The 24,791-nt window shown below is 37.3% G+C and carries 27 protein-coding genes; 9 read left to right on the top strand and 18 right to left on the bottom strand.

Going from position 1 to position 24,791, the window contains the following annotated elements; translation table 11 throughout:
• Positions 1–15: 15 nt before the first annotated feature.
• Positions 16–330, bottom strand: a complete 315-nt coding sequence (locus CCAL_RS06275) for a type II secretion system protein (RefSeq protein ID WP_169937252.1) — start codon at positions 328–330, stop codon at positions 16–18.
• An 80-nt stretch (positions 331–410) separates the two neighbouring features.
• On the opposite strand from CCAL_RS06275, the gene CCAL_RS06270 reads away from it, so the two are divergent.
• On the top strand, positions 411–953 hold the full coding sequence (locus tag CCAL_RS06270) for a tetratricopeptide repeat protein (protein ID WP_169971394.1): 543 nt from the start codon (positions 411–413) through the stop codon (positions 951–953).
• A gap of 2 nt (positions 954–955) precedes the next feature.
• On the opposite strand, the gene prfB is transcribed toward CCAL_RS06270, so the two are convergent.
• On the bottom strand, positions 956–2,050 hold the full coding sequence (gene prfB / locus CCAL_RS06265) for a peptide chain release factor 2 (protein WP_170015730.1): 1,095 nt from the start codon (positions 2,048–2,050) through the stop codon (positions 956–958).
• 121 nt (positions 2,051–2,171) lie between these two features.
• Here prfB and panC point away from each other — a divergent pair, with 121 nt between their 5' ends.
• The 3 genes from panC to tilS are packed head-to-tail and all read left to right on the top strand — an operon-like array spanning position 2,172 to position 5,290.
• Positions 2,172–2,993, top strand: coding sequence for a pantoate--beta-alanine ligase (panC, locus tag CCAL_RS06260; RefSeq protein WP_169971396.1), 822 nt, complete (start codon positions 2,172–2,174; stop codon positions 2,991–2,993).
• Between the two features lies 1 nt (position 2,994).
• Positions 2,995–4,302, top strand: coding sequence for a 30S ribosomal protein S12 methylthiotransferase RimO (gene rimO, locus CCAL_RS06255; protein WP_170015728.1), 1,308 nt, complete (start codon positions 2,995–2,997; stop codon positions 4,300–4,302).
• A gap of 4 nt (positions 4,303–4,306) precedes the next feature.
• Positions 4,307–5,290 carry a tRNA lysidine(34) synthetase TilS gene (tilS, locus tag CCAL_RS06250; RefSeq protein WP_170015726.1) on the top strand — a complete coding sequence of 328 codons (984 nt, stop codon included), beginning with the start codon at positions 4,307–4,309 and terminating at the stop codon, positions 5,288–5,290.
• Here the strand turns inward: tilS and CCAL_RS06245 are convergent.
• The 7 genes from CCAL_RS06245 to CCAL_RS06215 are packed head-to-tail and all read right to left on the bottom strand — an operon-like array spanning position 5,279 to position 10,109.
• Entirely contained in the window at positions 5,279–5,815 is a 537-nt protein-coding gene (locus CCAL_RS06245) for a hypothetical protein (protein ID WP_170015724.1), read from the bottom strand. The genes tilS and CCAL_RS06245 overlap by 12 nt on opposite strands.
• Positions 5,808–6,329 carry a hypothetical protein gene (locus CCAL_RS06240; RefSeq protein ID WP_170015722.1) on the bottom strand — a complete coding sequence of 174 codons (522 nt, stop codon included), beginning with the start codon at positions 6,327–6,329 and terminating at the stop codon, positions 5,808–5,810. Before CCAL_RS06240 ends, CCAL_RS06245 begins: the two co-directional genes overlap by 8 nt.
• On the bottom strand, positions 6,326–7,339 hold the full coding sequence (locus CCAL_RS06235) for a hypothetical protein (protein WP_169937267.1): 1,014 nt from the start codon (positions 7,337–7,339) through the stop codon (positions 6,326–6,328). The genes CCAL_RS06240 and CCAL_RS06235 overlap by 4 nt, the downstream gene beginning before the upstream one ends.
• A 55-nt stretch (positions 7,340–7,394) precedes the next feature.
• Entirely contained in the window at positions 7,395–7,847 is a 453-nt protein-coding gene (locus CCAL_RS06230) for a hypothetical protein (RefSeq protein WP_170015721.1), read from the bottom strand.
• A gap of 3 nt (positions 7,848–7,850) precedes the next feature.
• Complete coding sequence (locus CCAL_RS06225) at positions 7,851–8,585, bottom strand: lysophospholipid acyltransferase family protein (protein ID WP_170015719.1); 735 nt, start codon at positions 8,583–8,585, stop codon at positions 7,851–7,853.
• A complete protein-coding gene (miaB, locus tag CCAL_RS06220) occupies positions 8,566–9,870 on the bottom strand; it encodes a tRNA (N6-isopentenyl adenosine(37)-C2)-methylthiotransferase MiaB (RefSeq protein ID WP_170015756.1) in 1,305 nt (434 codons plus the stop codon). Before miaB ends, CCAL_RS06225 begins: the two co-directional genes overlap by 20 nt.
• Entirely contained in the window at positions 9,867–10,109 is a 243-nt protein-coding gene (locus CCAL_RS06215; protein WP_169971404.1) for an HP0268 family nuclease, read from the bottom strand. The genes miaB and CCAL_RS06215 overlap by 4 nt, the downstream gene beginning before the upstream one ends.
• A 146-nt stretch (positions 10,110–10,255) precedes the next feature.
• Between CCAL_RS06215 and nusA the strand changes: the two genes are divergently transcribed.
• Positions 10,256–11,362 carry a transcription termination factor NusA gene (nusA, locus tag CCAL_RS06210; RefSeq protein WP_169937275.1) on the top strand — a complete coding sequence of 369 codons (1,107 nt, stop codon included), beginning with the start codon at positions 10,256–10,258 and terminating at the stop codon, positions 11,360–11,362.
• A 61-nt stretch (positions 11,363–11,423) separates the two neighbouring features.
• On the opposite strand, the gene rho is transcribed toward nusA, so the two are convergent.
• Complete coding sequence (gene rho, locus CCAL_RS06205) at positions 11,424–12,770, bottom strand: transcription termination factor Rho (protein WP_170015717.1); 1,347 nt, start codon at positions 12,768–12,770, stop codon at positions 11,424–11,426.
• A gap of 149 nt (positions 12,771–12,919) precedes the next feature.
• Here rho and CCAL_RS06200 point away from each other — a divergent pair, with 149 nt between their 5' ends.
• Complete coding sequence (locus tag CCAL_RS06200) at positions 12,920–14,029, top strand: cation diffusion facilitator family transporter (RefSeq protein ID WP_170015715.1); 1,110 nt, start codon at positions 12,920–12,922, stop codon at positions 14,027–14,029.
• 72 nt (positions 14,030–14,101) lie between these two features.
• On the opposite strand, the gene CCAL_RS06195 is transcribed toward CCAL_RS06200, so the two are convergent.
• The 5 genes from CCAL_RS06195 to CCAL_RS09365 all read right to left on the bottom strand — a co-directional run bounded on the left by CCAL_RS06195 (position 14,102) and on the right by CCAL_RS09365 (position 17,544).
• Entirely contained in the window at positions 14,102–15,187 is a 1,086-nt protein-coding gene (locus tag CCAL_RS06195; protein WP_170015713.1) for a threonine synthase, read from the bottom strand.
• A gap of 20 nt (positions 15,188–15,207) precedes the next feature.
• A complete protein-coding gene (locus tag CCAL_RS06190) occupies positions 15,208–15,585 on the bottom strand; it encodes a RidA family protein (RefSeq protein WP_170015711.1) in 378 nt (125 codons plus the stop codon).
• Between the two features lie 89 nt (positions 15,586–15,674).
• Positions 15,675–16,784, bottom strand: coding sequence for a double-cubane-cluster-containing anaerobic reductase (locus CCAL_RS06185; protein ID WP_170015709.1), 1,110 nt, complete (start codon positions 16,782–16,784; stop codon positions 15,675–15,677).
• A gap of 267 nt (positions 16,785–17,051) precedes the next feature.
• Positions 17,052–17,366 carry a BadF/BadG/BcrA/BcrD ATPase family protein gene (locus tag CCAL_RS09370; RefSeq protein WP_228026727.1) on the bottom strand — a complete coding sequence of 105 codons (315 nt, stop codon included), beginning with the start codon at positions 17,364–17,366 and terminating at the stop codon, positions 17,052–17,054.
• Complete coding sequence (locus CCAL_RS09365; protein WP_228026726.1) at positions 17,323–17,544, bottom strand: CoA protein activase; 222 nt, start codon at positions 17,542–17,544, stop codon at positions 17,323–17,325. Before CCAL_RS09365 ends, CCAL_RS09370 begins: the two co-directional genes overlap by 44 nt.
• Before the next feature lie 160 nt (positions 17,545–17,704).
• On the opposite strand from CCAL_RS09365, the gene CCAL_RS06175 reads away from it, so the two are divergent.
• Genes CCAL_RS06175 through CCAL_RS06165 form a run of 3 tightly spaced genes read left to right on the top strand, consistent with a single transcriptional unit; the run spans position 17,705 to position 20,611 of the window.
• Positions 17,705–20,092: a heavy metal translocating P-type ATPase gene (locus tag CCAL_RS06175; RefSeq protein ID WP_170015707.1), complete on the top strand. Its 2,388-nt coding sequence runs from the start codon at positions 17,705–17,707 to the stop codon at positions 20,090–20,092.
• Positions 20,074–20,307, top strand: coding sequence for a cbb3-type cytochrome oxidase assembly protein CcoS (ccoS, locus tag CCAL_RS06170; RefSeq protein ID WP_169937288.1), 234 nt, complete (start codon positions 20,074–20,076; stop codon positions 20,305–20,307). The genes CCAL_RS06175 and ccoS overlap by 19 nt, the downstream gene beginning before the upstream one ends.
• Positions 20,291–20,611: a cupin domain-containing protein gene (locus CCAL_RS06165; RefSeq protein WP_169937290.1), complete on the top strand. Its 321-nt coding sequence runs from the start codon at positions 20,291–20,293 to the stop codon at positions 20,609–20,611. Before ccoS ends, CCAL_RS06165 begins: the two co-directional genes overlap by 17 nt.
• Here the strand turns inward: CCAL_RS06165 and CCAL_RS06160 are convergent.
• From CCAL_RS06160 to CCAL_RS06150, 3 genes are all read right to left on the bottom strand, one after another.
• Positions 20,601–22,223: a DNA polymerase III subunit gamma/tau gene (locus CCAL_RS06160; protein WP_394346917.1), complete on the bottom strand. Its 1,623-nt coding sequence runs from the start codon at positions 22,221–22,223 to the stop codon at positions 20,601–20,603. The genes CCAL_RS06165 and CCAL_RS06160 overlap by 11 nt on opposite strands.
• A 236-nt stretch (positions 22,224–22,459) precedes the next feature.
• Positions 22,460–23,890, bottom strand: coding sequence for a type I glutamate--ammonia ligase (gene glnA / locus CCAL_RS06155; protein ID WP_170015703.1), 1,431 nt, complete (start codon positions 23,888–23,890; stop codon positions 22,460–22,462).
• Between the two features lie 84 nt (positions 23,891–23,974).
• Entirely contained in the window at positions 23,975–24,754 is a 780-nt protein-coding gene (locus CCAL_RS06150) for a histidinol-phosphatase (protein ID WP_170015701.1), read from the bottom strand.
• Between the last annotated feature and the right edge of the window lie 37 nt (positions 24,755–24,791).

Here is a 24,791-nt window from a genome sequence, read left to right as displayed (position 1 = left end):
GTGTGGCGTATAGTGTTATTCGCGTCCGATGATGTAGTATGTTGTGTCGTTGATCTTTTCAAGTTTTATTTTGTATTTCTCCGCCCAATCAGCGATAATGTCTTCAACGCGTTCTTTTATCTCTGCAATAGTCGCTACGTTTTTTATCTTAAGCCTATCTTCGCTACCACTCATTGCAACAAAACAAAGATGTGGCTTTAAATGATCGTTTAAAGATACGATATTTTGTATATTTACGCCGTCCATGTTGTTAAAAATTCTTTGCATTTGAGCTACTGTAGTTTCGTTGATAGTGTAACCTAGCTGACTTAAAAGCGCGTTATAATCCATTATAATCTCCTTGTTTGTTAAAAATTTATAAACATTATAAGACTTTTAGGATAATATTTGCTAAATTTAAAGGAAAAGTGGTGAAAAAGCTTATATTTGTGTTCGTTTTGACACTGTTTTTATCAGGCTGCGTGTTTAATCAAAAATCAAATTCCGACATTAGCTACGATGATCCGCAAGCTCTAGAGCTCAAAGAGGCATTAATGCTTCATGAAGAGGGTAAATACAAAAAGGCATTTATGCGTTTTGAAGAAAAGGCAAAAGCCGGAAATATCCTTGCAATGTATCAAGTCGGAGTTTATTATAGAGATGGGCTTCATGTGAGTAAAGATCTTTTGCGTGCTATGTTTTGGTTTAAAACAGCAGGAAGATATGGTAATACCAAGGCTTTAAGAAGTGTTGGTTATATGTATGAGTATGGTCTTGGGGTTAATCAAAATTTCAAAAAAGCAAAGGCGTATTACTATGAAGCGTCAAATTTGGGCTCTGCTTTGGCAGATTATGATCTTGGCCTGTTATATCTTAAAACAAACGAGCAAAATGACGCTAAAATATTTCTAAATAGAGCTTGTGCAGGTGGCATAAATGAAGCATGCGAAAAATTTAAAGAGTTGAAATTTTAATCTCAACTCTTTTGGCTAATTAGCACACCTTCTATCATTTTTTTAATATCGCCGTCAAGTATGGCGTCTGTTTGACTATATGCCTCTCCACTTCTTACATCTTTTACTTGCTGGTAAGGGAAAAGTACGTATGATCGTATCTGATGCCCCCAGCCGATTTCACTTTTTTCCACATTTGCGTTTGCCTCTTGTTGTTTCATGAGCTCAAGCTCGTAAAGGCGTGATTTGAGCATTTTCATAGCGGTTGCACGGTTTTTGTGTTGACTTCTGTCGTTTTGGCACTGCACTACTATGCCAGTAGGCGCGTGTGTTATACGTATGGCGCTTTCGGTTTTGTTTACGTGCTGACCGCCGGCCCCACTTGCACGGTAAGTGTCTATTTTAAGATCTTTTTCATCGATCTCAATCTCTATATCGTCATCTATCTCTGGGCTTACCATGACGCTTGAAAAGCTTGTATGGCGGCGTCCGGCACTATCAAAAGGACTTACTCTAACAAGACGGTGTATACCGTTTTCAGCCTTTAAATAACCAAAGGCATTTTCTCCTTTTACTATGAAGCTAACATCTTTTAGGCCGGCTTCGTCCCCCTCTTGAAAGTCAAGAGTTTCAACCTTAAATCCCTCGCGTTCGCAAAAGCGTAGATACATACGGTATAGCATCGATGCCCAGTCGTTGCTCTCTGTGCCGCCTGCTCCAGGGTGGATAGAGATGATGGCGTTTTTATTATCATCTTCGCCACTTAGAAGCATTGAAATTTCAAGATTGGTTATCTTGTCTTCTAAATTTGAAGCATCGTCAAATAGTGCATTTACAGTCTCTTCGTCGTTTTCAGAGTTTGCTAGCTCATAAAGATCTTTTGCGTCATCAACAGCACTTTTTGCACTGTTAAATTTTTCAAGCATATTTGAAATTTTAGTTTTTTCTTTGCCGATAGCAGTAGCATTTGCGATATCTTGCCAGAAATTTTCATCTTGTTCTAAATTTTCTATCTCTTTTAGTCTTGCTTTAATATTTTCTGGTTTTATGATAGCTGAGATGTTTTGAACTTTTGTGTATAGGGTTTTTAAAAGCTCGGTATATTCGTAATTATCCACATGATTTCCTTGAATTTTTGGCTGATTTTATCCAAAAAAAGCTTATAGTCAAAATTTAATCATGAGTTTAAGAGCATTTTGCTAAAATACAGCCTTAAAAATCATAAAAAAGAAGTATATAATGGAAATTTTAAGAAGCGTAAAAGAGCTACGTGAATTTATAGCCAGCTGTAACGGCGAGATCGGTTTTGTGCCTACGATGGGTGCTTTGCATGAGGGGCATTTGAGTTTGATAAAAAAATGTGTAAGCGAAAACTGTATCAGTATCGTTTCTACATTTGTTAATCCAACTCAATTTTTGCCAGGAGAGGACTTTGAAAGCTATCCCAAAAAGGAAGAGTCAGACATAAAAATGTGCGAACTTTCCGGCGTTAATGCGATCTTTATACCTAATGGGCGAGAGATGTATTTTGAAAATGAACCAAAGATAAAAGCACCTGAAAAATTTGCAAATATCTTAGAGGGTAAAACTCGTCCTGGTCATTTTGACGGAGTTCTTAGAGTGCTTACAAAACTCTTTAATCTAGTCCGTCCAACGCGTGTTTATATGGGTAAAAAAGATGCACAACAAGTCTTAATAGTGCAAAATATGGTAAAAACTATGTTTATAAACACCCAGATAATACCTTGTGAGATCGTAAGAGAAAGCGACGGTTTGGCGCTTTCAAGTAGAAATGTCTACTTGAACGACGAGCAAAAATGCCACGCCTTAAGGCTGTCTCGCTCGCTAATGAATGCTTCAAATTTAATCAAAAAGGGTGAATTAAATGTTAGCGAGATAAAGGCTTGCATGCTAAATACGCTTGAGCCTTTGCAGGTTGATTATGTTGCTGTTGTCGATAGAGAATTTAATGAAATTTCAAAGATAGAACTTGGTAATGCCATAATCCTTGTTGCAGCCTATGTCGGCAAAACACGTTTGATAGATAATTTGTGGGTTTAAAATGAGCAAACTTCATCTTATATCTCTTGGCTGTAATAAAAATTTAGTTGATTCTGAAATAATGCTTGGTCGTCTTCGCAACTTCGAGCTAACAAATGAAATTTCAGATGCAGACGTGATAATCGTAAATACATGCGGTTTTATCGCTTCGGCAAAAGAGGAGAGTGTACGCACTATACTTGAGATGGCAGAGGCTAAAAAACAAGGCGCAACACTTGTTGTAACCGGCTGTTTGATGCAAAGATACCGCGAAGAGCTTATGCGTGAACTACCTGAGGTAGATCTTTTTACGGGCGTGGGTGACTATGACAAGATCGATGAAATAATCTTAAAAAAGCAAAATTTATTTAGCCCGGACGTGTATCTACAAAGCAACGAAGAACGTATTATAACTGGTTCAAACTATCATGCGTATATTAAAATCGCTGAAGGCTGTAATCAAAAATGTAGCTTTTGTGCGATACCCACCTTTAAAGGCAAACTTAAGTCAAGAAGTCTTGAAAATATCATAGATGAAGTAAAAAGACTAGTCCAAAAGGGCTACTACGATTTTAGCTTTTTATCTCAAGATAGCAGCTCGTGGATGCGTGATAATGGCGTTAGTGACGGACTTATATCGCTTATTGATGAAGTAGAGAAGATCAATGGGGTTAAAAGCGCTAGAATTTTATACCTTTATCCAAGCACAACAACAATGGCGTTGATCGATAGGATAGTTGCTTCGCCTGTATTTCATAACTATTTTGATATGCCTATACAGCATATTAGTGATAAAATGCTACGCGTGATGAAACGAGGAAGCAATGAAGCAAAGGTGCGTGAAATTTTAAGCGCCATGAGATCTACTCCAAATTCATTTTTAAGAACCGGCGTTATCGTGGGACATCCAGGAGAGAGCGATGAGGACTTTGACTCACTTTGTAAATTTTTAGAAGAGTTTAAATTTGATAGAATTTCAGCATTTGCCTACTCAAGAGAGGAGGATACTGCTGCATTTGATATGGAGCAAATTCCTACTAAAATCATCTCAAAACGACTATCAAAGATAGAAAAGGTTATTAAAAAAACATTAGATGATAGCTTTAGATTACAAATAGGACGCGAGATAATCGCCAGTATAGAAGGCGAAAGTAGCGAGGGTGAGATGTTTTTTGGTGGTAAAATGGATGTCTGGGATAAAGATATAGACGGCGAAATTTTAATTAACGAAAGTGATGAGCGTGAGCTTGAAGTTGGTGCTAGGTATCTTTGTGAGGTTACTGACTCTGTTGATAACAAATTAATTGCAAGGGTTATAAAAAGAGCTTAATCCTATGATAAATTTATCAAAAGAGAGTATCGATGCTTTAAAAAACGGTAAAAATTTACTGGCTTTTTCTCATGGTGTCGATAGTTCGGCACTTTTTTATCTGCTAAATGATGCTGGAGTTGAGTTTGATATCGCTATTGTAGACTATAACGTAAGAGCGCAAAGCAAAGACGAAGTAAAAAGTGCAAAAGCTCTTGCAAAAAACTTTAAAAAAAAGATCTTTACTCTTAGCGTTAAGCTTGAAGGCGGGAATTTTGAAGCCAAGGCAAGAGAAATAAGGTATGAATTTTTTAAGAAAATTTTTCTTGAACACGGATATAAAAATTTAATCTTAGCCCATCAGCTTGATGACCGCTTGGAGTGGTTTATGATGCAGCTTTCACGAGGCGCCGGACTTTTGCAGATGTTAGGTATGAATGAGCATGAAAGCAGGGAGTGGTGTGAAATTTATAGACCGCTCATTGGCATAAGTAAGGCTGAAATTTTAGCGTATCTAAAAGAGGGAAAATTAGCTTACTTTGTCGATGAGAGTAATGTCGATGAAAAATTTAAGCGAAATTTTATACGGGCTAAATTCACAACAGAATTTTTGGCAAATTTCAAAGAGGGTGTAGCTAGAAGTTTTAAAATTTTAGAAGCCGAACGCACTAAATTTGTGCCTAAAATAAGTAAAATTTCACAAGATCTTTATAGTGTTAAATACGACGAAAACGCACTAAACGGCATTGATAGGGTAGCTAAAACTTTAGGTGTTGTGATGAGCGAGGCTCAGCGCTTAGAGTGCAAAAGATGCCTAAAAGGTGGCTGTGTTATCTCGGGACGTATAGCGGTTGGTTTATACAAAGACGAAAGTGTTTTGATTGCACCGTTTGTAAAAACTAAAATGGATAAGGATTTTAAGGAAAAGTGCCGAATTCTTGGTATACCGGCGCAAATTCGAGGCTATTTATTTAGTGCTGGCATAAATTTAGCGGAGTTAAGGTTTTAGACCATAAACACGTATGTTAAAGATAGTGTGGATCTTGTCTCCATCACCTTTCATGTTGATCGGAAATTCGGCTCTAATTATACTTTCGTATTTGCTAAGTGCATCTAAAAAATCATAAAATTTCTGCGGTGTTTTAACTGAGGTCGTGACATTTAGTTGATAAAGGAAAAATCTTTCATCGAGATTAGTTTCTTCGGCTTCGCTTAAGCTTACTTCGTTAAAAAAAGTAGAGGCGAAATTTATAAATTTCTGTTTGTCAAATTTTGCGTCATAAGAGGAGATGATAAATTCGTTTTTCTCCTTTAGGCTTTCAAGTGCCGCGATTTTACCGTCGTATGTTTGCTTGACCTTTGAATATGATGACATTTGAGAGCGATTTTCTCTACTTAGCTCTTTAAATTCTTTGATATTTGGCACGATAAATGCAAATATCATCACAAAGCAGATAACTATAAATATCAAAATATAAAGTAAAAGCTTGACTACGTCTATCTTTTCAAGGCTTGTGTCGCGTCTTTTACTCATTGTATCCCTCGGAGTTATCTATTTTGTTTGTGCTAATAAATCCATACCAGCCGTTTTTGGTTTGATAAAAGCTTGTGTTTGAAGTGCTAAATATTGATTTTAGCGGGGTTGCCAAAAGCTGGTTAAATACGTCTTTTGTTGGTGTGGTGCCTCGTATTATTAGCGAGTTTTTTTGCATCAATACCTCTTCAAGTGTAATACTGTCAGGAACTATGTCGAAAAGATTATGTAGGCTTTTTTTAAGTAAAGTGTTTGAGGTGTAAATATCAGTTGCGGCAGAAATTCTTGTTGTTAATGTCGCCCAAACCTCATCTGCATGGACTATTTTTTCGCTTAAGCTTGTTTGCTCGGCAAATAAGTCTTTGGTGTTTGTGGCAAGCGAGTAGTTTTTATATATGATAAGTAAATTTACTAGCAAAAGAACGAAGAAAACAGAGCCGATAAGTGTTAGCCAAAGTTTGCTAAATAGGCTTAAAATCGGTCTCGGTTCAGGCGTAATAAAGCTAAAAGTCATAGTTTTATCTCCTCATACATAAGCTCGTTCATGATCTCAAGAGTATTTATAGGATAGACCGATGTCTCAACCAGTAGTTCTGACTCAAGGTATTGCAGGAATGTCGCGCTAGTTTTTGTGTTGTCAAATACAATTATTTGCTCGATAAAATCAGCGTCATAAAGCGGGTTGTTGTAAAATTCTTTAATGGCTGAAAGGATATATTCAAAAGTGTTCATGTCGCGTCCAAATAACGCAACGGACTTTTCTACATCTTGTGAAACCGGCATATTTAGGTCATATCCTAAGTCTTCAAAACCTTGAAATTTATCATCACCTAAAAGATCGTCAAGACTTTGAAAATCATCTATCGAGCTTGCCTCGCTCTCTTCTTTAACGATTAGGTTGTCAATATCCGTAATGTCTTCTAACTCAAGCTTTTGCTCGGTGAAATTTGTATCACCGCTTGGCTGGTTTTCGTTTATGATCGAAAACGTAGAAAGTCTCATTTTTTTATCTTTAAATATAGACAGTGTGACGGATTTTTCATGGTTGTACACACAAAGCGTCGTTTTTTCAGGGATTTGGCGTTTTAAAAGCTCATGAAAAAGTAGGGCGATAGGCGAATATATAAGATCAACGCTATCTCTTCCAAATGTGTTTTTGGCTCTTCTAACGGCCAGCATATCAGCATAAATGCTCCATTCATTTTGCATTTTTATGCTTACAAGTCCGTCGGAATTTATATGAAATTTATTATATTCTTCCTCTTTGATGGTAGGAAGTGCCCCTTGGTATGGGCTATTAAAAAATAAAGATATGTATATATTAGAGTAGTTTTTCTCTTGTCTTTGTATGAAGTCAAGAACTTTTTGGTCTATGTCTTCGGGGTTTATGTCTGTAAATTTTGCGTTTATAGTGTTTATGACCTCTTTATTTTTAACGACACGTCCGTAAAATATGCACTCTGAATCCTCAATAAGAACGCTTAAAAATAAATTTGAAAACATACCGCGAATAGAAAACGACATACTTCTCCTAAAATCATAACTTATATAATGGTATCTAAAAACGTATTAAATAAGATTAAAAAAGCTCTTTTTTTAACTTTTCAAAATTCTCTTTCGTCTTTTTGGCTTCATCTTTTAAAGCGTCGTCGATAAGTATACTGTTTTTTAAAAAGGTATACTGATCTATCATGATATCGCATATTAATTTTATACGCTCTTTGTCGCTGTTGCTGACCTCTCCTTGGCTGATGTTTTCGATCATTTTTATGTATTTTTTACCGTCATTTATGTAGTTTGTAAATTCGAGAGAAATTTTACTTTGGTTAAGCAAGGTGTTTGCCATTTTGTTGTAGATATCAAGCTTTACAGCCTCTTCGCTTAGTTCAAGTGACTTTTGAAAATTGCCTATCTCATAATAAAATTTAGCCTTAAAGCTTAGCTGATATGATGTGTTTGTTTCGAAAAATAGCCAAGCAAAAAATATTATCAGTATTGCCAAGATAGCAGCTGTTGAGCGTGATTTTTTCATGTTTTACCTGTTTTTATTGGCGTTTTTAACCCACCATACTTTTAAATTTGCAACAAAATCGCTTTTATTTTCCTCGACGCTTTTGCCGCCGTCTTTTTGTGAAGCTTTCCATAAATTTTCTTGTATAAGCTCTTTTGCGTCATCTAGTTCTAAGCCATCAACTTTAAAAGGAGCGGAAAGGCTGAAATTTATAGTTGAAAATGGTTTTGGTATTATCATTTTATCCCAGCTTTTAAGTTGCCAGAATTTATCGGCTTCATAGTTTAGGACATAAATTTTAGAATTTGTTTTTTGTGCGATAACTACGGCGCCATCAGCGATGCTGTGTCTTGGTCCTCTTGGTCCATCTGGCGTAATGATGACATCAACCCCGCTTTTTATCTCTTTTAACGCGGTAATAAGTGCTTTTGCTCCGCCTTTTGAGCTGCTTCCTCGTATGGTATCGATACCAAAAAATTTAATTATCCTTGCAATAATCTCGCCATCTTTGTGGTCGCTGATTATAACTTTCCCGTGTTTTTGTTTGTTAAAATCTTTTGTCCAAAATTTTAAATACGCAAAGCTCATCATGGCTAGTCGCCCATGCCAAAACACAACAACGCAACCGTGCTTTGGAAGTCTTGTGTCGGTATATGTTTTTTTGCAGGTTAAAAAGATAATGCGCATGAGCAGGTAAATGGCCCATACGCTAAAATTTATAAATATACTTTTTTTGGCTCTACTCCACAAGTTCGCCATAAAGCACCATTCTTTTTGGATTAGTTATGCGCACTTTTAGTGTCTTGCCAAGTAGCTCTTCACTCCCTTGGACTTGAACTAAAAAGTTGTTAAAACTTCGTCCTGCTACGGCTCCGTTTGCCCTAAGCTCTTCAAAATAAACGTCAAAAATTTTACCGTTTTGCTTTGCTACTATTTCATCTAAAATTTCATTATGATGACTTTGAAGTCTTGTTAGGCGTTGCGAGGCTATATCGTCTGGAATTTGGTTTGTAAATTCAGCTGCTTTCGTAAGCGGACGAGGCGAGTATTTAAAGCTAAAAACTTGCTCAAACCTAACTTTTTCAAGCACATCCATGGTGTCTTGAAATTCTGCATCTGTTTCGCCAGGAAAAGCCACGATGATATCCGTGCTAATGCTTACATCAGGGCAAAGTTCACGAAGTTTTAAGGCACGGTCCAAAAACCACTCTTTGGTATATCCGCGCTTCATTTCACGAAGCACTTTTGTGTTTCCGCTTTGAAGCGGCATGTGCATGGATTTGCAAATTTTTGGGTTGTTTGCAAAAACATTTAAAAATTTATCATCCATGTGAAGTGGATGTGGGCTTGTAAATCGTATGCGCTCGATGCCATCAATCTCGCTTAGTCGTTCAAGCAAGTCGCTAAAATCAATCTTTTCATGTGCACTTGAAAAACGTTTACCGTAATTATTTACATTTTGACCAAGTAAAAATATCTCTTTTGCGCCTCTGTCGGCTGCCTTTTGAGCTTCTAAAAGTATTAAATTTAAAGGTATGCTTATCTCATCGCCACGCGTGTGCGGAACTATACAGTAAGTGCATTTTTTATCACAGCCTATTGATATATTTATGTATGATTTAAACGGCGATCCGCGAAATTCACCAAAGGCATAGTCGCTCTCATCGTAGTTTATATCGGTGCTAATAAATTTTGGAGTTTTGACGGCAGTTGAAATTTTACTGACGTTTCTAGCTCCTAAAACAAAATCAACATATGGCGCACGTTTAAAAATTTCACTACCCAAATGACTTGCCGTGCAGCCACAAACGCCTATTTTAGCACCTGGTTTTTTTGCCTTTTCAAATGCTCCGACCTCGCTAAAAAGTTTATGTACCGGTTTTTCACGAACAGAACAAGTATTTATAAGGATTAAATCCGCCTCGCTCATATCTTCAGTTAAAGTGTAATCGTCTTTTTGACTAAGCTCAGCGATAATATGCTCACTATCGCGAACATTCATCGCACAGCCTAGCGTTTGTATGAAAAGCTTTTTACTCATTATAAGATATGAACTTCATACATGTAGTCGTTGTCGTCAAGACCGTATTTAACGCTTCTATGATAGACGCTTAGTCCTTTTTCTTCAAAGTATTCAACTAGTTCGATCAGCTGTTTGTGACTGTTTTCTTTATCAAAATAAAAAATTTTTTGTCCGTCTTTGTTTACGGCAGCTTCGATTTTATCAAGTGAGATCGTTTTTGGTTTTGTATCAATCTCGGTTCTAGCGAGTTTTAGCTCCATTTTTTATCCTTGCTTGTAATTTTTGAATTTGTAAGTATATCAAATCGCTAATAAAAAGCACATTAAACTTTTTATTAGTAAGAAAACTATATAATGTCAAAACTTCTAAAGTTAAATCCCCTAAAAATATAAAATATGGAGCAAAAATGGAGAGAATATCGGACATCATAGAGTCTATTGCAAATGAAAAAGGGCTTGATATAGAGGATGTAAAAGAGCGTGTTAAACGAGCTATTGTCAATACCGCTAGACATGTATACGGAGAGCATTATGAATACGATGTTGTTATCGACGCAAATAAAACCTTAAAACTTTATCAGAAAATTTTAATACTTTCAAACGATGATGAGCGTTTGAGCGAAGATAACGAGCACTTTATAAGCGTAAAAGATGCGAAAAATATCGATTCGAGTGTAGAGATCGGCGATGAACTTACTTATGAGTTGAGTCTTGATAACCTTGGCAGAACGGCGGCTCAAACATTACATAAAGAGCTTGAATTTCATATACAACGTCTTGTTGAAGAGAAAATTTTTCAAAAATACGAAGAACTTGTTGGGCATGTTGTTTTTGGAACTGTTGTTCGTGTTGATGAGCAAGAAAACACTTTTGTGGAGATAGACGAGCTTCGAGCGGTGTTGCCTAGAAAATACCGTATAAAAGGGGAGAAATTTAAAGTGGGTGATGTAGTTAAAGCTGTTATCCGAAAGGTTTATACCGATAAGAGTCTTGGCATAAAAGTAGAGCTAAGCAGAACTTCGCCTAAATTTTTAGAAGCACTTTTAGCGGCTGAGGTGCCTGAGATAAAAGATGGCGGTATAATCATCCAATCAAGCGCTAGAATCCCAGGAGAGCGTGCTAAAATCGCGCTTCTTAGCGTTTCTCCGAATATCGATCCTATCGGAGCGACCGTTGGAACAAAAGGCGTTAGGATAAATGCCGTAAGCAAAGAGCTAAAAAATGAAAATATCGATGTTGTTGAGTATTCGGCTGAGCCTGTGATATTTATCACTCGCGCCATGAGTCCTGCTATTATAAGTTCTGTAAAAATAGATGGAAACAAAGCTATCGTGAGTTTAGTTAGCGAACAAAAAAGCAAGGCGATAGGCAAGTCAGGCATAAACATACGACTAGCAAGCATGCTTACAGGATATGAGATAGAGCTTAACGAGATAGGCGGTTCTGCAAAGACAAGCGGCTCTGAAAATAGTGAATTTACAAGAGATTTAAGATCGCTTTTTGGAGAAGACTGAAATTTCAGTATAAAATAATCGCGGCAAGTTTGTGCTTGCCGCTTTTTAAGGCGATTAAAATTTAATCATTTAAAATCGCAAGTAGTTCTTTGTTGTTTTTTGTTTTTAACATTTTTGCGTATAAAAATTTAAGCGCTTCGACATCATCCATAGATGCGATAGCTGTTCTAATAGCCCAAATTTTTTGTAACTCATCAGGTTTTTGAAGAAGCTCTTCTTTTCTTGTGCCTGATTTAAGCACACTAATTGCCGGATAAATTCTGCGATCGGAAATATTTCTATCAAGTACAACCTCGCTGTTGCCGGTACCTTTAAATTCTTCAAATATAACTTCATCCATGCGCGAACCTGTGTCGATAAGTGCGGTTGCAATGATAGTAAGGCTGCCACCGTGCTCAATATTTCTAGCTGCGCCAAAGAAGCGTTTTGGCTTGTGAAGTGCGTTAGCATCCACACCACCCGTTAGCACCTTGCCACTTGGTGGGGTAACGGTGTTATAAGCACGTGCTAGACGTGTGATACTGTCAAGAAGGATGATAACGTCCTTTCCCATCTCGACTAGACGCTTTGCCTTTTCGATGACAAGCTCTGCAACGCGCACGTGATTAAGCGCCGGTAGGTCAAAAGTCGAGCTAAATACTTCGCCTTTAACACAGCGTTGCATATCGGTAACCTCCTCAGGACGTTCATCGACTAAAAGCACCATCAAATGAGCCTCTGGGTGGTTTTTAGCTATGCCGTGAGCAAGCTCTTTCATGAGTTCTGTTTTACCGCTTCTTGGAGGAGCGACGATAAGGCCACGCTGACCCTTGCCTATAGGAGTAAATAGGTCAAGCACGCGTCCTGTTAGATGCATCGGATCGTATTCTAGTTTTATCTTTTCGGTTGGAAAAAGCGGTGTGAGGTTGTCAAAAAGAGGACGTTCTTTTGCCTCGGCTAAAGGCATATAATTTATGGCTTCGATCTTTAAAAGTGCGTAGTATTTCTCTTGATCTTTTGGTTCTCTAACTTGTCCCGTAACGATATCACCTACGCGTAGCGCGAATTTGCGAATTTGCGAATTTGAAACATAAGCGTCATTTGAACTGTCGCTTAAGTTTGCGTCAACGGAACGCAAGAAGCCGTAACCTTCGTTTGTAACCTCTAAAATTCCTGTAAATAGTATAAAACCGCCCTGTTTTGTCTGTGTTTTTAAAATTTCAAATATCAAATCTTGACGGCGAAATTCTCGAGGGTTTTCAACACCGACGACATTTGCTATCTGGACTAAATTTTCTAAGTCAAGCGCTCTTAGGTCTTCTATCTTGTGTCCATCAACCGGGGTATGTGTGCGTGAGTTTGTGTGTTTTTTTGTAGCCTTGTTTTCTTTTTGGTCCTGAGCTTCTTGCTCTTTTTCGTTATTTTCCATTAATCCTCTTTTAAATTTGCATAAATAATGTAGAAATTTGGGTCTTCAAATGTAGTGTTTGAAAAGTGGCATTTTATAGAATTTTTGCTTTCTTGTCAATAAAATTTACACTTTTTGATATAATTTGGATTTTGTTTTAAGGGTAGAAAATGATGAATTTTAAAGACGGTCTTAGAGAAAAGATCATTATAAAAACGGCTGTTTTAGGTATTGTTGTTAATGTTTTTTTAGCTGGTATAAAAATTTTAATCGCTCTTACTTCAAATTCGGTTGCTATCATTTCAGATGCGATAAATAACTTAAGTGATGCATTTTCAAGCGTTATAACGATATTTGGCTCAAAGCTTTCGCTAAAAAAGCCTGATGAAAACCACCCTTATGGATACGGTAGAACCGAATACATCGGCGGCCTTATCGTTTCGGTAGTTGTCTTAATGCTTGGTTTGCAGTTTTTTAAAAACTCGGTTGAGGGTATAGTAGAGCCTCAAAAGACAAGCTTTGAAGCTGGCGCGCTTTGGTTTTTACTATTTGCTATTTTTGTAAAATTATTAATCGCAAAGCATTATAAAAAAGTAGGCGAAAACACAAAATCAATCTCGCTAAAAGCAGTTGGAGCGGAAGCTTTTGGTGATGCGATGATATCTTGTATCATACTGATTTCGGCACTTCTTTCGTATTTTTATGAAATTTTTATAGACGGTTACGCCGGTGTTGTCGCATCGGTTTTTATCATCTATAATGGTGTGATCTTGATAAAAGAGACATTTGACAAGATAATCGGTGTTAGGGTCGAAAAAGAGGTTAGCGATACGATCTATCAGGCGGTTTTAGAGTGCGAGATAGTACAAGGCGCTTATGACTTGATACTCCATAACTATGGTGTTGAGCGTTATGTAGGGTCTATAAATGTTGAGGTTGACGAGCATTTAAAACTACCGCTTGTTTCACAGCGTTTAAATGAGCTTCAAGTTGAGATTTACGATAAATATCGTGTGTATCTTGTTTTTGGAATTTATAGCGTAAATTTAGGCCAAAATAGTGCAAAAGAGTGCATCAAAAACGCACTTTTGGATATAAAAAGTGTTTTAAATATCCATGCGTTTTTTATAAATTTAAAGCAAAAAAGAATTAGATTTGACGTGACGGTTGATTTTAAAGAGCCGGATATAGCAGGACTTAGGGCTAAGATAGAAGAGAGGGTTGCTAAGCGTTTTGAGGGCTTTGAAATTTTTATCGTTATAGATAGGGAATTTAGCTAAAATTCGATTTTGATATGGAAGAAATTTAGTGTTTTTGTCTTTAAATTTTTTCCGTTTGTTTTTATAAAAAATTTAATGCTCGCTTTTTAAACCAGCTCCGCAAAGCGAGATGATGCTATCTCCTTGAAGGCGGTTTGTTTTGATGTATTGCTCATAAGCGGCATAAATGGCAGCTGTCGTATGCTCGACATAAAAACCTTTTTTAGCAAGATCTTGTCTTGTTGGGATGATCGCATTTTCAGGTATCGTTATAACTTCGCGTTCGCCTTGATAAGTGCTTGCTAAAATTTCTTTACCTCTCATGGGCTTTCCTATGGCGATACCTTCGGCTTGGGTAGGCTTTGGAATTACGTTTAGAGGCTTATCTTTGGCTTTAAAAAACGGAGCGCAGTTTTCACTTTGAACGATGAAAATTTTAGGTAGTTTTTGTATAAGCCCTGCTTCAAAAAGTTCGGTAAGTGCGAGCTCACAGCCTATTAGCAGTGTTCCGTTGCCAACGGGTAAAAAGAAGTTATCAGGCACCCTGCCTAGTTGTTCAAAAATTTCATAGACGTAAGTTTTAGTGCCTTGGTAAAATAGTGGATTATAAACATGGTTAGCGTAGTAAATCCTCTCTTCAAGCGCTTTTTTGCGGCATGCGTCGGCTGTTTCATCTCTTGTCCCGTCAAAAACTGTAGCCGTTGCGCCAAAGGCTTTTATCATGTTTATCTTCTTCTCGCTTGTGCCTTTTGGAACAAAAATTTCACACTCTATGCCGGCTCTAGCGCAGTATGCGGCGACTGAGTTGCCGGCGTTTCCGCTACTATCTTGAAGGACTTTTTTAACACCTATGCTTTTACAAAGCCATATCAGCATAACGGCTCCGCGATCTTTAAAAGATAGTGTAGGCATGGCATAATCAAGTTTAAAATAAAGCTTGTCATCAAATTTTACGGTCGCACTCATGCCCTCGCCAAGAGTTACTTCGCGCCAAATTTCATTTTGGATAGGGAAAAATTTACGGTAGCGAAAAAGACTAAATTCGTTTTTGTCGATCAGATCTAGTGAAAATTTTGGAGCTTTAAAGTCAAGATCATAAAGTCCACCGCATTCGCAAGTATAGTTTAGGGTTTGCAAAGATGCCGTTTTACCGCATTCGCAACATTTAAAATTTGACATGTTTTTCCTTTGTGTTGGGTTTATCTCATTGCCACTTGAGCTTCTATCTCTACCAAACAACCAAAATGTAAGGTCGACGTAGGCACGACTACGCGAGCGGGTTTGTGCTCGCCAAAGAATTTCGCATACTCGTCATCTATCTCATCCCAAAATTCAACATTTGGAGTGTAGACCCTGCACATGATGATATTTTCTTTTTTAGCGTTTGATAGGTCTAAGACGGCTTGTAAGTTTTTAAGCGCTTGTTGTGTATGCTCTCTAACTCCACCATTTGGTAGTTTCATGGTCACCGGATCTATGCTTAGTTGCCCTGAAACGTAAAGTATGTCGCCGTGCAGCACTGCAGGGGAGTAGTGAGCTTTGCGTGTTTTAGAAAGTTGTGTTTGAAAAATTTCCATAAAAACTCCTTAAAAATTTTATCTAATTTTACTCGTAACGGTATTTAAAGGAGCTTAAGCAAAAGGGCGAAAATTTCGCTCTAAATTTATCATAATAGTTCTATAAAAGCTTCAAGTCGTGTGCGAATTTGTCCTACATCTTGTTTTGAGTAATCACTCTCTAAGCTCATGTAGTTTGCACCGACTTCTTTGCTTGCGATTTTGATTTTATTTGTTTCTATCGCGTATGTGTGACAACCGCTTAAAACAACGTCTATGACACCATTTACTTCGTACTCTTTTACCATGGATTTGATGATCTCACCTCTGTCATTGTTTTGATACATTACCGAGCATGGGATTTTTAGATAGCGTTTGGCGATATTTTCTATCAAGTCGCCATCGGTTTGGATTAAGTTTTTATAGTTTTTAGTTCCCGTGCAGTTTTCAAATGCAACCACGTCTGCACCTAGATCTTCGATTTGTTTGATTATCTTTTCATATATACCACCGCTTGGACAGCCTGTGATTAAGATATGTTTTTTGTGTTCTTTTGGTGGCGTGCTCTCTTTTATAGCATCTATGAAAGAGCGAAGCGTGGAGATTTTTTCTTGTTTATCGTAGATAAAGTCGCTTGCAAATAAAATTTGATGTATCTCGCTGCCTTTTATCAGGCTTGGGTTCGCCTTACTAAGATCCATAAGTTCGCACATTATCTCACGCTCTTGGTTATAAATTTTTATCGTTTCAAGCAGCGCTTCATCGGTGATTTTGGTTTTAAATTTATTCTCTATAAATTCTTTAAATTCCGCTATCTCTTTGCTCCAAAGCTTTAGACTTTTTTTGTTTGTCATATTTGGAAGTTCCATGACATAGACATCTTTGTGATTTGCAAGCATCTCATACATCTTCTTTTTGCCATCACAGGTTGTTTCACCGACAACTAGATCGCTTGCGTTCATGTAGGGGCATTTTTTGGCTAATGCATATCCGTAACTCGCCTTAATAAGAGGGCAAAGGTTGCGAGGAAGCTCTTTTTGAGCCGCATCTATCGGACTTTCATCGTAAGCACAAAGGCTTATAGGTATTGCCCTTGCGGCATATATTATCTCCTTTGGTGTGTAGGTGCAAAAATTCCCTACGATCTTCTTGCCTTGAGCTTTGATGTCTTGAAGAGCCATTGCATTACGCTTTTTTAAAGCGTCAAACTCCATTCTCATTGTTTTTTCTCCTTTGATTTTCTTGCGCCGATGAGAGCAGCTCCCATCGCACCGCAAAATATTGCATTTTTATCAGCGAAAATCTCTTTACCAAGATGATTTGAGAGCAAATTTTTAAACAGTTCTACGTTACTTAGTCCTCTGCTTAAAAAGTATCTTTCATTCTCAAGTTTTTTTATGAGCGAAGCAACTTTTTGTGTCGAAGAGTCAATAATGGCATATGCTATTTGTGTTTTTTCAACGCCGTTTGATATGAGAGAGATTATCTCAGACTCTGCAAAAAACCGTGCAAGTTGAGCTGATTTTGATATTTAAATTTTGCTGTGCGGTTTTGTAAAGTTGGGTTAGTTCTAGCCCTAGGCGATTTGCCATAACTTCTAAAAATTTACTCGTTCCCGCAGAGCATTTGTCATTTATGATAAAGTCTTCAGGCTTTGAAGAGACCATTTTTATCGCCTTTGTGTCTTGCCCTCCGACGTCTATAACCGTGCAGTCATACGGGTATAAAAAATCCGCTCCAAGTCCGTGACATAAAATTTCAGTTGTTGTGAAATTTGCGTATTTCACACTTACCTCTGCCATACCCTGTTGCCGTTATAAAATTTGGAATATAGTCTTTTTGATTTAAAATTTCATCCGCAACATTTACGGCACTAAAGCCTGTAGGACGTAAAAATAGATCGATAAATTCATTTTTATCCGCGTCTAATACAGCCACTTTTGTTGAGGTTGAACCTATGTCGATACCGATAAAATACATAAAATTTGCCTAGTGTAAAAGTGTCTCTAAACTTAGAGATTGCATAATTTTATCAAATAAAATCAAAATTACAGCTTAATATTTATAGCACAAATTTATATAATTTAAGAGAAATTTCCGTATAATAATTTAATCTAAATATGAAAGAAAAATGTAATTCATGCCAAAATTTAAATGCTCGCATTGTAGGCTAAGCTTTGACGATGATTGTGCGATAGTAAATCAAAATGGAGAAAAATTTTGTTGCACGGGTTGCGCTAATGTCTATGAAATTTTACACAATGGCGGATTTGACGAGTTTTACTCTCGGCTTGGAACAAACACCCTAAGTCCGCAAAATACCCAAAATAGCACCACTCAAAGTATACAAAGCTTATATGATGAGTATGTAAAAGATGAAAACGGCTTTAAAAAGATAAGTTTAGTGATAGAGGGAATTCACTGCTCGGCTTGTATCTGGCTAAACGAAAAGGTATTTTTTTCTACAAAGGGTGTCGTTGAGGCTAGTATAAATTCAACAAATAACAAAGCTGTCGTTATCTGGGATGAAGAGCAAGTCGGTTTGGCTGAAATTTTAAATGCCATAAGTGCCGTGGGATATAGAGCATATGCGTATGATGCAGGGCAAGAAGAGCTTAGAATGTCGGCAAAAAGGCGTGATTTTTATATAAAGCTACTTGTCGGAGTGTTTTGCGTGATGAACATCATGTGGATAGCCATAGCCCAGTATGCCGGGTATTTTACGGGTATCGACAAAAATGTTAGAGATATTTTAAATTTTGCCGAGTTTATACTTGCTACTCCTGTGCTGTTTTATACGGGATCGGCGTTTTTTTCAGGGGCAAAAATAGCTTTAAAAACAAGAACGCCAAACATGGATCTGCTTGTGGTTACCGGAGCGACTTTAGCGTATAGCTATTCGGTGTATTCGATGTTTTCGCGCGTTGGAGAGGTGTATTTTGACTCTGTCGCGATGATAATCACCTTTGTTTTTATCGGTAAATTTTTAGAAATTTTAAGTAAAAAACGGGCAAACGATACTCTTGATGGGCTAAATTTATTATCTTTAAGCGAAGTTAGCGTAGCAAAAGATGGTGCTGTAACTAGTAAAAACATTAAGGATGTTAAAGTTGGTGAAACCATCGTGCTAAAAGCAGGGGACAAAGCACTTATAGACGGTGTCGTGACTAGCGGAGAGGCTAGCTTTGATCTTTCAAGCCTTAGCGGAGAGAGTTTGCCTGTGTTTTTGGGTGTAAATGATGAGTTAAAAAGCGGCTCGATATGTCTTGACGGAGTAGTTTATTACAGGGCAAATGCCAGTTTTGAAAACTCGCTTTTAAATAAAATTATATCGATGCTTGAAAATGCAACAATTAAAAAACCACGCATAGAGCAGCTCGCAAATGAAATTTCATCTAAATTTTCGCTTGTGATCTTAAGTATCGCATTGCTTACGTTTGGGTATTATTTTTATACGGCATGGTTTGAAAAAGCTATCGTCATCGCCATATCTGTTATCGTCATCGCTTGCCCTTGCGCTCTTGCTTTAGCAACTCCGGTGGCGACTTTAAGCGCGCTTGGGACAGGGCTTAGAAGAGGAGTTTTATTTAAAGAGGCTAAATTTATAGAGAGCTTGGCAAAGTGTGATACGGTTGTTTTTGATAAAACAGGAACTCTTACGAAGGCAAATTTGACAGTTAGTGAATTTGCTAAATTTAAAGATATAGATGACGGGCTAATACTTTCTATCGCTTTAGCTTCAAAACATCCCGTAAGTGTTACTGTAGCAACCTATCTAAAAGAAGCAAAAAGCGTTAATATAACAAATGTAAAAGAGATCGCAGCAAAGGGCGTAATGGCGGATTTTGAGGGTAGAAATTTACTTGGCGGAAGTGCTAGGTTTATGCGTGAAAATTCGCTCACCTTACAAGATGATAATGCAGGGTATTTTGTGGCTTATGATGGCGAGCTTGTGGCTAAATTTGTATTAAAAGATGAGCTAAAAAGTGGCGTGAAAGAGTGCGTGCAAAGCCTAAAAAAATTAGGCATAAGCGCCTACGTGCTTAGCGGTGATAATGAAAAAAACGTCAAAAAGGTAGCAGACGAACTTAAACTTAAATACAAGGCAAATGCGCTTCCTGATGAAAAGGCCAAATTCGTAGCAAAGCTTGTAGAAGACGGCAAAAGAGTTGTTTTTGTAGGAGATGGTATAAACGACAGTCTCGCTATGAGTAAAGCCCAAGTTGGAGTTTGCATGGGCAGTGGTGCTGATATAAGCTTGGAAAGAAGCGATATCGCACTTTTAAACGACGATATAACAGCCTTTGGCGACAGCATGGTCTTGGCAAAAAGAACATTTAGGACGATAAAGCAAAATTTAGCCTTTAGCCTTTGCTATAACGCTTTAACCGTGCCTTTGGCGGTTATGGGATATGTTATACCGCTGTTTGCCGCACTTTCTATGTCGCTTAGCTCGATAGTCGTGATATTAAATTCACTAAGGATAAAATCAACTTTTAAGGCAAAAAAATGGATGATTTGGTTTTAGCGATAATGCTTGGAATTTCTATTTTAATAGGGGCATGCGGGCTTTTTGGCGTTATTTGGGGGATTAAAAATCATCAATTTGAGGACTATCGTAAATTTCTTGATGGGGCAAGCTTTGATGGAGAGGATGCTTTAAATGATGCCTATGAGCTTGAAAAGCGAAAGAAAGAAGCGATAAAAAAACGCAAGGAAAAAAGCTATGGGTCATCTGAGTGAAGATAGGCAAAACATCTTTAAAAATTTAAATTTCTCATCAAAATTTGAGATAGTAGACGAATTTTTTAAAAATGAAAAAATACGAGTTGAACGAATTTTATCAAGCGGGCAAACTACAAAATGGCAAGATAATGACGAGGACGAGTGGGTTTGTTTGCTTGATGGCGAAGCTAAGATTAGATATGAAAACGGCGATAAAATTTCACTAAATAGAGGCGATACGCTTTTTATCAAAGCGCATACAAAGCATCAAGTCAGCTATACATCACAAGAGTGTATCTGGCTTTGTTTTTTTAGCTTTTGATGATTTGCGGTTCGCCAAAAAGCTTGTTTGCCTCTTTTATTACGCCCTCTTGTTTTAGCCTCTCAAGCTCTTCAGGGCTTTTTTGCCCATTGAAATTTATACTTGGAGTGATAATAGGCTTTACTTCGATGGGTTTTGGATGAGGTTGTGTTTGTGATAAATTTTGATCTATATTTAAATTTGAAAGCTCTGCATCCAAGTAAGATAGGCTTGAGTTCTCGTTTTTTGGCTTATTTAAGGGCTTTTGTTCTTTTGCTACGATCTTGATATTTGCACTATTTCCAAAGCAGGCGCGAAGAATTTGCATTATGATTTTTGAGCTGTTTCGCATTTTGGTTTGATCTTCACCCATTGCGCCCGAGCTTAAATACATAGTGTTTTGCTTAAAGTCTTGAAATTCGATACATCTTTTAAAACACTCGCCAAGTTCGTAGTCGCGGTCATAAATTTTTGATAAGAACAAAGCATAAGGGTCATTTTGTGCTAAATTTGGAGTGTTTGAATTTATTACTGTTGTCGACTTTTGCGTTAAATTTTGTGCTTGATTAGTTTGTTTAGATGTTTGAAGTGAAACAATAGCTTCATCTATCGTCTTTAAATTTAGTGCTTCTATCATCATAAAAAGCATTATCGTTAGTATGAAACCATTGTCGCTAGAAACGCTTAACATACCCTTTGTTTGTGATAAAATTCTAAAAAATCTCTCGTAGATCAACAATGAAAATTTTGGATCGTTATTTAGAAATTTCTCTTTTAAATTTATGATTAACTCATCTATTATCATTTCCGGTTCATAAATTTCAAGCTCCAAAACCAGCTCTTTTAATTTATCCTTATCACCTAAGATAACGACATCTAAGATCTCTTCTATTTTTATGGGATCAAGTAGTCCTAGCATGGAAGCGACTGCTGTTTGAGTGATGTGGGTTGTGCTAAAAATAATGGCTTGATCAAGTAAAGTAAGAGTGTCTCTAAGTGAGCCTGATCCGCTTCTAGCAAGGATCTCTAATGCCTCTTTCTCATAAGAAATTCCCTCTTTGCTCAGAATAAATTCAAGATGCTTTATGATGTTGTGTTTGCTAATTTGCTTAAATCTAAAATGTTGTGTGCGCGAAAGCACGGTTGCAGGAAGCTTTAGCGGGTCGGTCGTGGCAAGTATAAATTTGACATAGCTTGGCGGCTCTTCCAGTGTTTTTAAAAGTGCATTAAATGCCTCTTTTGTTAGCATATGAACTTCGTCAATGATAAAAATTTTATATCTTGCGGCCGCGGGAGCGTATTTTGTTTGTTCGATTAGCTCTCTTATATCGTCTATTTTTCTATGACTTGCGGCGTCCATTTCGATGATGTCCATGTGTCTGCTTTCGTTTGCCATTTGACAGTGAGAGCATATTTCGCATGGATGAGATGTTGGACCTTGTTCGCAAACAAGCGCCTTAGAAAATATCCTAGCACTTGATGTTTTACCGCTTCCCCTAAGTCCGGAAAAGAGATATGCGTGACTTATGCGACCCTCTTGCAAAGCGTGAGTCAGACTTTTACTAACTGCTTCTTGACCTATGAGTTCGTCAAAATTTTTCGGTCTGTATTTAAGTGCTAATGCTTGCAAGATCTATCCTTGGGTAAAATTTTGGATTGATTTTACTCAAAAAATGATAAATTTCTGATATAATCAAATTAAAAACAAAAAGGTGATATTTTATGAAAAAATTATTTTTAGCTATCGTTTTAGGTGCTGTTGTGTTTAGTTTTATTGGTTGCGAGCGCAACGATTACCAACACCCGATGCATAGATCAACAAAGTGATAAGTAATTAAAATTTAAGGGGCTTAAGCGCCCCTATGTTTTTTAGCAAGAGTAGCAGGTTTTAAACTCGTATGCTGTTGGACGAGCTTCGTATGGCCAAACTTGTGTTTCAAATTTATAATGCTGGAACGCATCCACAAACACTTCAGACATTACAGGTTTTAGGTATTCATTATCTCTAATAAGTGCTTCTAAACTGCCACGAAGAGTGTGCGGAAGTTGTTCGATACCCTTTTGGCGAATTTCATCAAGAGTAAGTTTAAATAAATTTTCATCCATCGGTCCAACCGGCTCGTATTTGTTTTTAACGCCGTCAAGACCAGCCATAAGCATTGCTGAAAATGCCAAATACGGGTTAGCGGTGCTATCAGGAAAGCGCATTTCGGCACGGACTGATTTTTCTCCTGAGCCGTAAGGGATACGTATAGAAGCAGAGCGGTTTTGGCTTGAATAAGTTAAGATCGATGGTGCTTCAAAGCCTGGGATTAGGCGTTTGTAGCTGTTTGTGCTTGGGTTTGTAAAGGCTGCAACACTTCTTGCGTGTTTTAAAATTCCACCTATATACCAGCGAGCAAAATCACTTAAATTTGAGTAGTTGCCCTCTCCATAAAATAAATTCTTACCATCTTTCCATACAGACTGGTGGACATGCATACCGCTTCCATTATCTCCATAAAGAGGTTTTGGCATGAAAGTTGCGGTTTTGCCGTTTAGATGAGCCACCATTTTAACTACGTATTTATAAATTTGAACATTATCGGCAGCTTCGACAAGTGTTCCAAATTTTACACCGATCTCACCTTGACCTTGTGCTACTTCATGGTGAACTACAAATGGCTCAAGACCTACTTGCTCTAAAACATTTACCATCTCAGCACGTAGATCGACCATACTATCAACCGGTCCCGTTGCTAGATATCCTCCCTTTGTGCGAGGTCTGTGACCTGTGTTGTAGCTATCTTTAAAGTCTTTGCCGTCATTCCAGATACCTTCTTCTGTATCAACTTCAAACATTGCACAGTTTGGGCTATCGATGATTTTAACGTTATCAAATACAAAAAATTCGTTCTCAGGACCAAAAAACGCTACATCACCCATGCCGCTTTCTTTTACGTAAGACATTGCTTTTTTAGCTATAGAGCGTGGGCATTTTTCATACATTTGACCTTTATATATGTCATAAACATCACAAAAAACAACAGCCGTGATATCTGCCGTAAAAGGGTCTAAAAATGCACTAGCAGCGTCAGGCATCAGTATCATATCGCTTTTGTCGATAGGCTGCCAACCGCCTGTAGAACTTGCGTCAAAAGGTATACCGTTTTCAAAATTTCCTTTTTCTACAACTTTTGCGTTGTAACTTATGCTATGCCAAGCACCGTTCATATCGGTGTATCTAAAATCTATAAATCTAACTTCGTGTTGTTTGCAAAAGTCGAAAAATTCATCGACACTATTTACAAATTTTCCCATATATTCTCCTTTTGGATTGTATTTTTGAATTATATCACAAAATCTAACTTTTAAGTTTAACTTTATATAAAATTTATACCCATTTTAAAATTTAACAAAATACCTATCTCTTTTTTCGTAACTTACACACTTATTAAAGCCCATTTTCCGAGCCAAATTTTCACATAAGCCGTTATCTGCTCCGACCTGCAAAGGATCGTGCGCGTCAGAGCCAAAGCTTATTGGTATTTGCGCTTCATAAATAAGCTCTAAAAGCTCAACACTTGGATATTGCTCTGCTGCCGGTTTTCTAAGACCTGCAGAGTTTATTTCAAGAGCTAAATTTGCTTTTTTTATCTCTTTTATGGCATCTTTAGCTAAAATTCTAATATCTGTTTTTGGCATAAAATTAAATAATTTCATCAGGTCAAAATGCCCGACTATATCAAATTTACCGCATTTTGCTAACTGCTTGATACAAGCAAAGTACTCTCGCCAAATATCGTCTATGTTTTTGTTTGAGTATTCGCCTATAAATTCAGGGTTGTCAAATCCCCAACCGCCTATAAAATGCACAGAACCGATAAAATAATCCACATCACGAGCCAAAACGCGCTCATCTATAAAACCCTCTAAAAAATCAACCTCGTATCCAAGTAAAATTTTAATTTTGTCTTTAAAATCCTCTTTTGCTTTTAAAACCATGCTTTCATATAAATTCATTTGCGCAAAGCTCATTCTATAAGCCTCGTCGTATTTCATGGGGGCATGGTCGCTAATGCCGTAAATTTCGCAATTAAGTTTGATAGCTTGTTTAATATACTCGTCTATCTCGCCTGTTGCGTGATTACAAAGAGTTGTGTGGTTGTGTAGATCAACTTTCATGTCCGTCCTTTTAAAATCCGCATAATCTTATCTAAAA

Source organism: Campylobacter sp. RM6914, assembly GCF_004803835.1.
GTDB lineage: Bacteria > Campylobacterota > Campylobacteria > Campylobacterales > Campylobacteraceae > Campylobacter_A > Campylobacter_A californiensis.
This window is presented reverse-complemented; position numbering and strand designations above follow the sequence as displayed.

Coding starts and splice junctions, on each gene's coding strand:
- CCAL_RS06175 (WP_170015707.1), top strand. CDS start 17,705: ATGCCAAAATTTAAATGCTCGCATTGTAGGCTAAGCTTTGACGATGAT.
- CCAL_RS06245 (WP_170015724.1), bottom strand. CDS start 5,815: ATGAGTAAAAGACGCGACACAAGCCTTGAAAAGATAGACGTAGTCAAG.
- CCAL_RS06275 (WP_169937252.1), bottom strand. CDS start 330: ATGGATTATAACGCGCTTTTAAGTCAGCTAGGTTACACTATCAACGAA.
- glnA (WP_170015703.1), bottom strand. CDS start 23,890: ATGGGAAAATTTGTAAATAGTGTCGATGAATTTTTCGACTTTTGCAAA.
- CCAL_RS06230 (WP_170015721.1), bottom strand. CDS start 7,847: ATGAAAAAATCACGCTCAACAGCTGCTATCTTGGCAATACTGATAATA.
- CCAL_RS06190 (WP_170015711.1), bottom strand. CDS start 15,585: ATGGAAATTTTTCAAACACAACTTTCTAAAACACGCAAAGCTCACTAC.
- CCAL_RS06215 (WP_169971404.1), bottom strand. CDS start 10,109: ATGGAGCTAAAACTCGCTAGAACCGAGATTGATACAAAACCAAAAACG.
- CCAL_RS06165 (WP_169937290.1), top strand. CDS start 20,291: ATGGGTCATCTGAGTGAAGATAGGCAAAACATCTTTAAAAATTTAAAT.
- CCAL_RS06185 (WP_170015709.1), bottom strand. CDS start 16,784: ATGAGAATGGAGTTTGACGCTTTAAAAAAGCGTAATGCAATGGCTCTT.
- nusA (WP_169937275.1), top strand. CDS start 10,256: ATGGAGAGAATATCGGACATCATAGAGTCTATTGCAAATGAAAAAGGG.
- CCAL_RS06200 (WP_170015715.1), top strand. CDS start 12,920: ATGATGAATTTTAAAGACGGTCTTAGAGAAAAGATCATTATAAAAACG.
- rho (WP_170015717.1), bottom strand. CDS start 12,770: ATGGAAAATAACGAAAAAGAGCAAGAAGCTCAGGACCAAAAAGAAAAC.
- CCAL_RS06235 (WP_169937267.1), bottom strand. CDS start 7,339: ATGTCGTTTTCTATTCGCGGTATGTTTTCAAATTTATTTTTAAGCGTT.
- CCAL_RS06195 (WP_170015713.1), bottom strand. CDS start 15,187: ATGTCAAATTTTAAATGTTGCGAATGCGGTAAAACGGCATCTTTGCAA.
- rimO (WP_170015728.1), top strand. CDS start 2,995: ATGAGCAAACTTCATCTTATATCTCTTGGCTGTAATAAAAATTTAGTT.
- tilS (WP_170015726.1), top strand. CDS start 4,307: ATGATAAATTTATCAAAAGAGAGTATCGATGCTTTAAAAAACGGTAAA.
- CCAL_RS06240 (WP_170015722.1), bottom strand. CDS start 6,329: ATGACTTTTAGCTTTATTACGCCTGAACCGAGACCGATTTTAAGCCTA.
- ccoS (WP_169937288.1), top strand. CDS start 20,074: ATGGATGATTTGGTTTTAGCGATAATGCTTGGAATTTCTATTTTAATA.
- CCAL_RS06225 (WP_170015719.1), bottom strand. CDS start 8,585: ATGGCGAACTTGTGGAGTAGAGCCAAAAAAAGTATATTTATAAATTTT.
- CCAL_RS09365 (WP_228026726.1), bottom strand. CDS start 17,544: ATGTATTTTATCGGTATCGACATAGGTTCAACCTCAACAAAAGTGGCT.
- CCAL_RS09370 (WP_228026727.1), bottom strand. CDS start 17,366: ATGGCAGAGGTAAGTGTGAAATACGCAAATTTCACAACAACTGAAATT.
- panC (WP_169971396.1), top strand. CDS start 2,172: ATGGAAATTTTAAGAAGCGTAAAAGAGCTACGTGAATTTATAGCCAGC.
- CCAL_RS06150 (WP_170015701.1), bottom strand. CDS start 24,754: ATGAAAGTTGATCTACACAACCACACAACTCTTTGTAATCACGCAACA.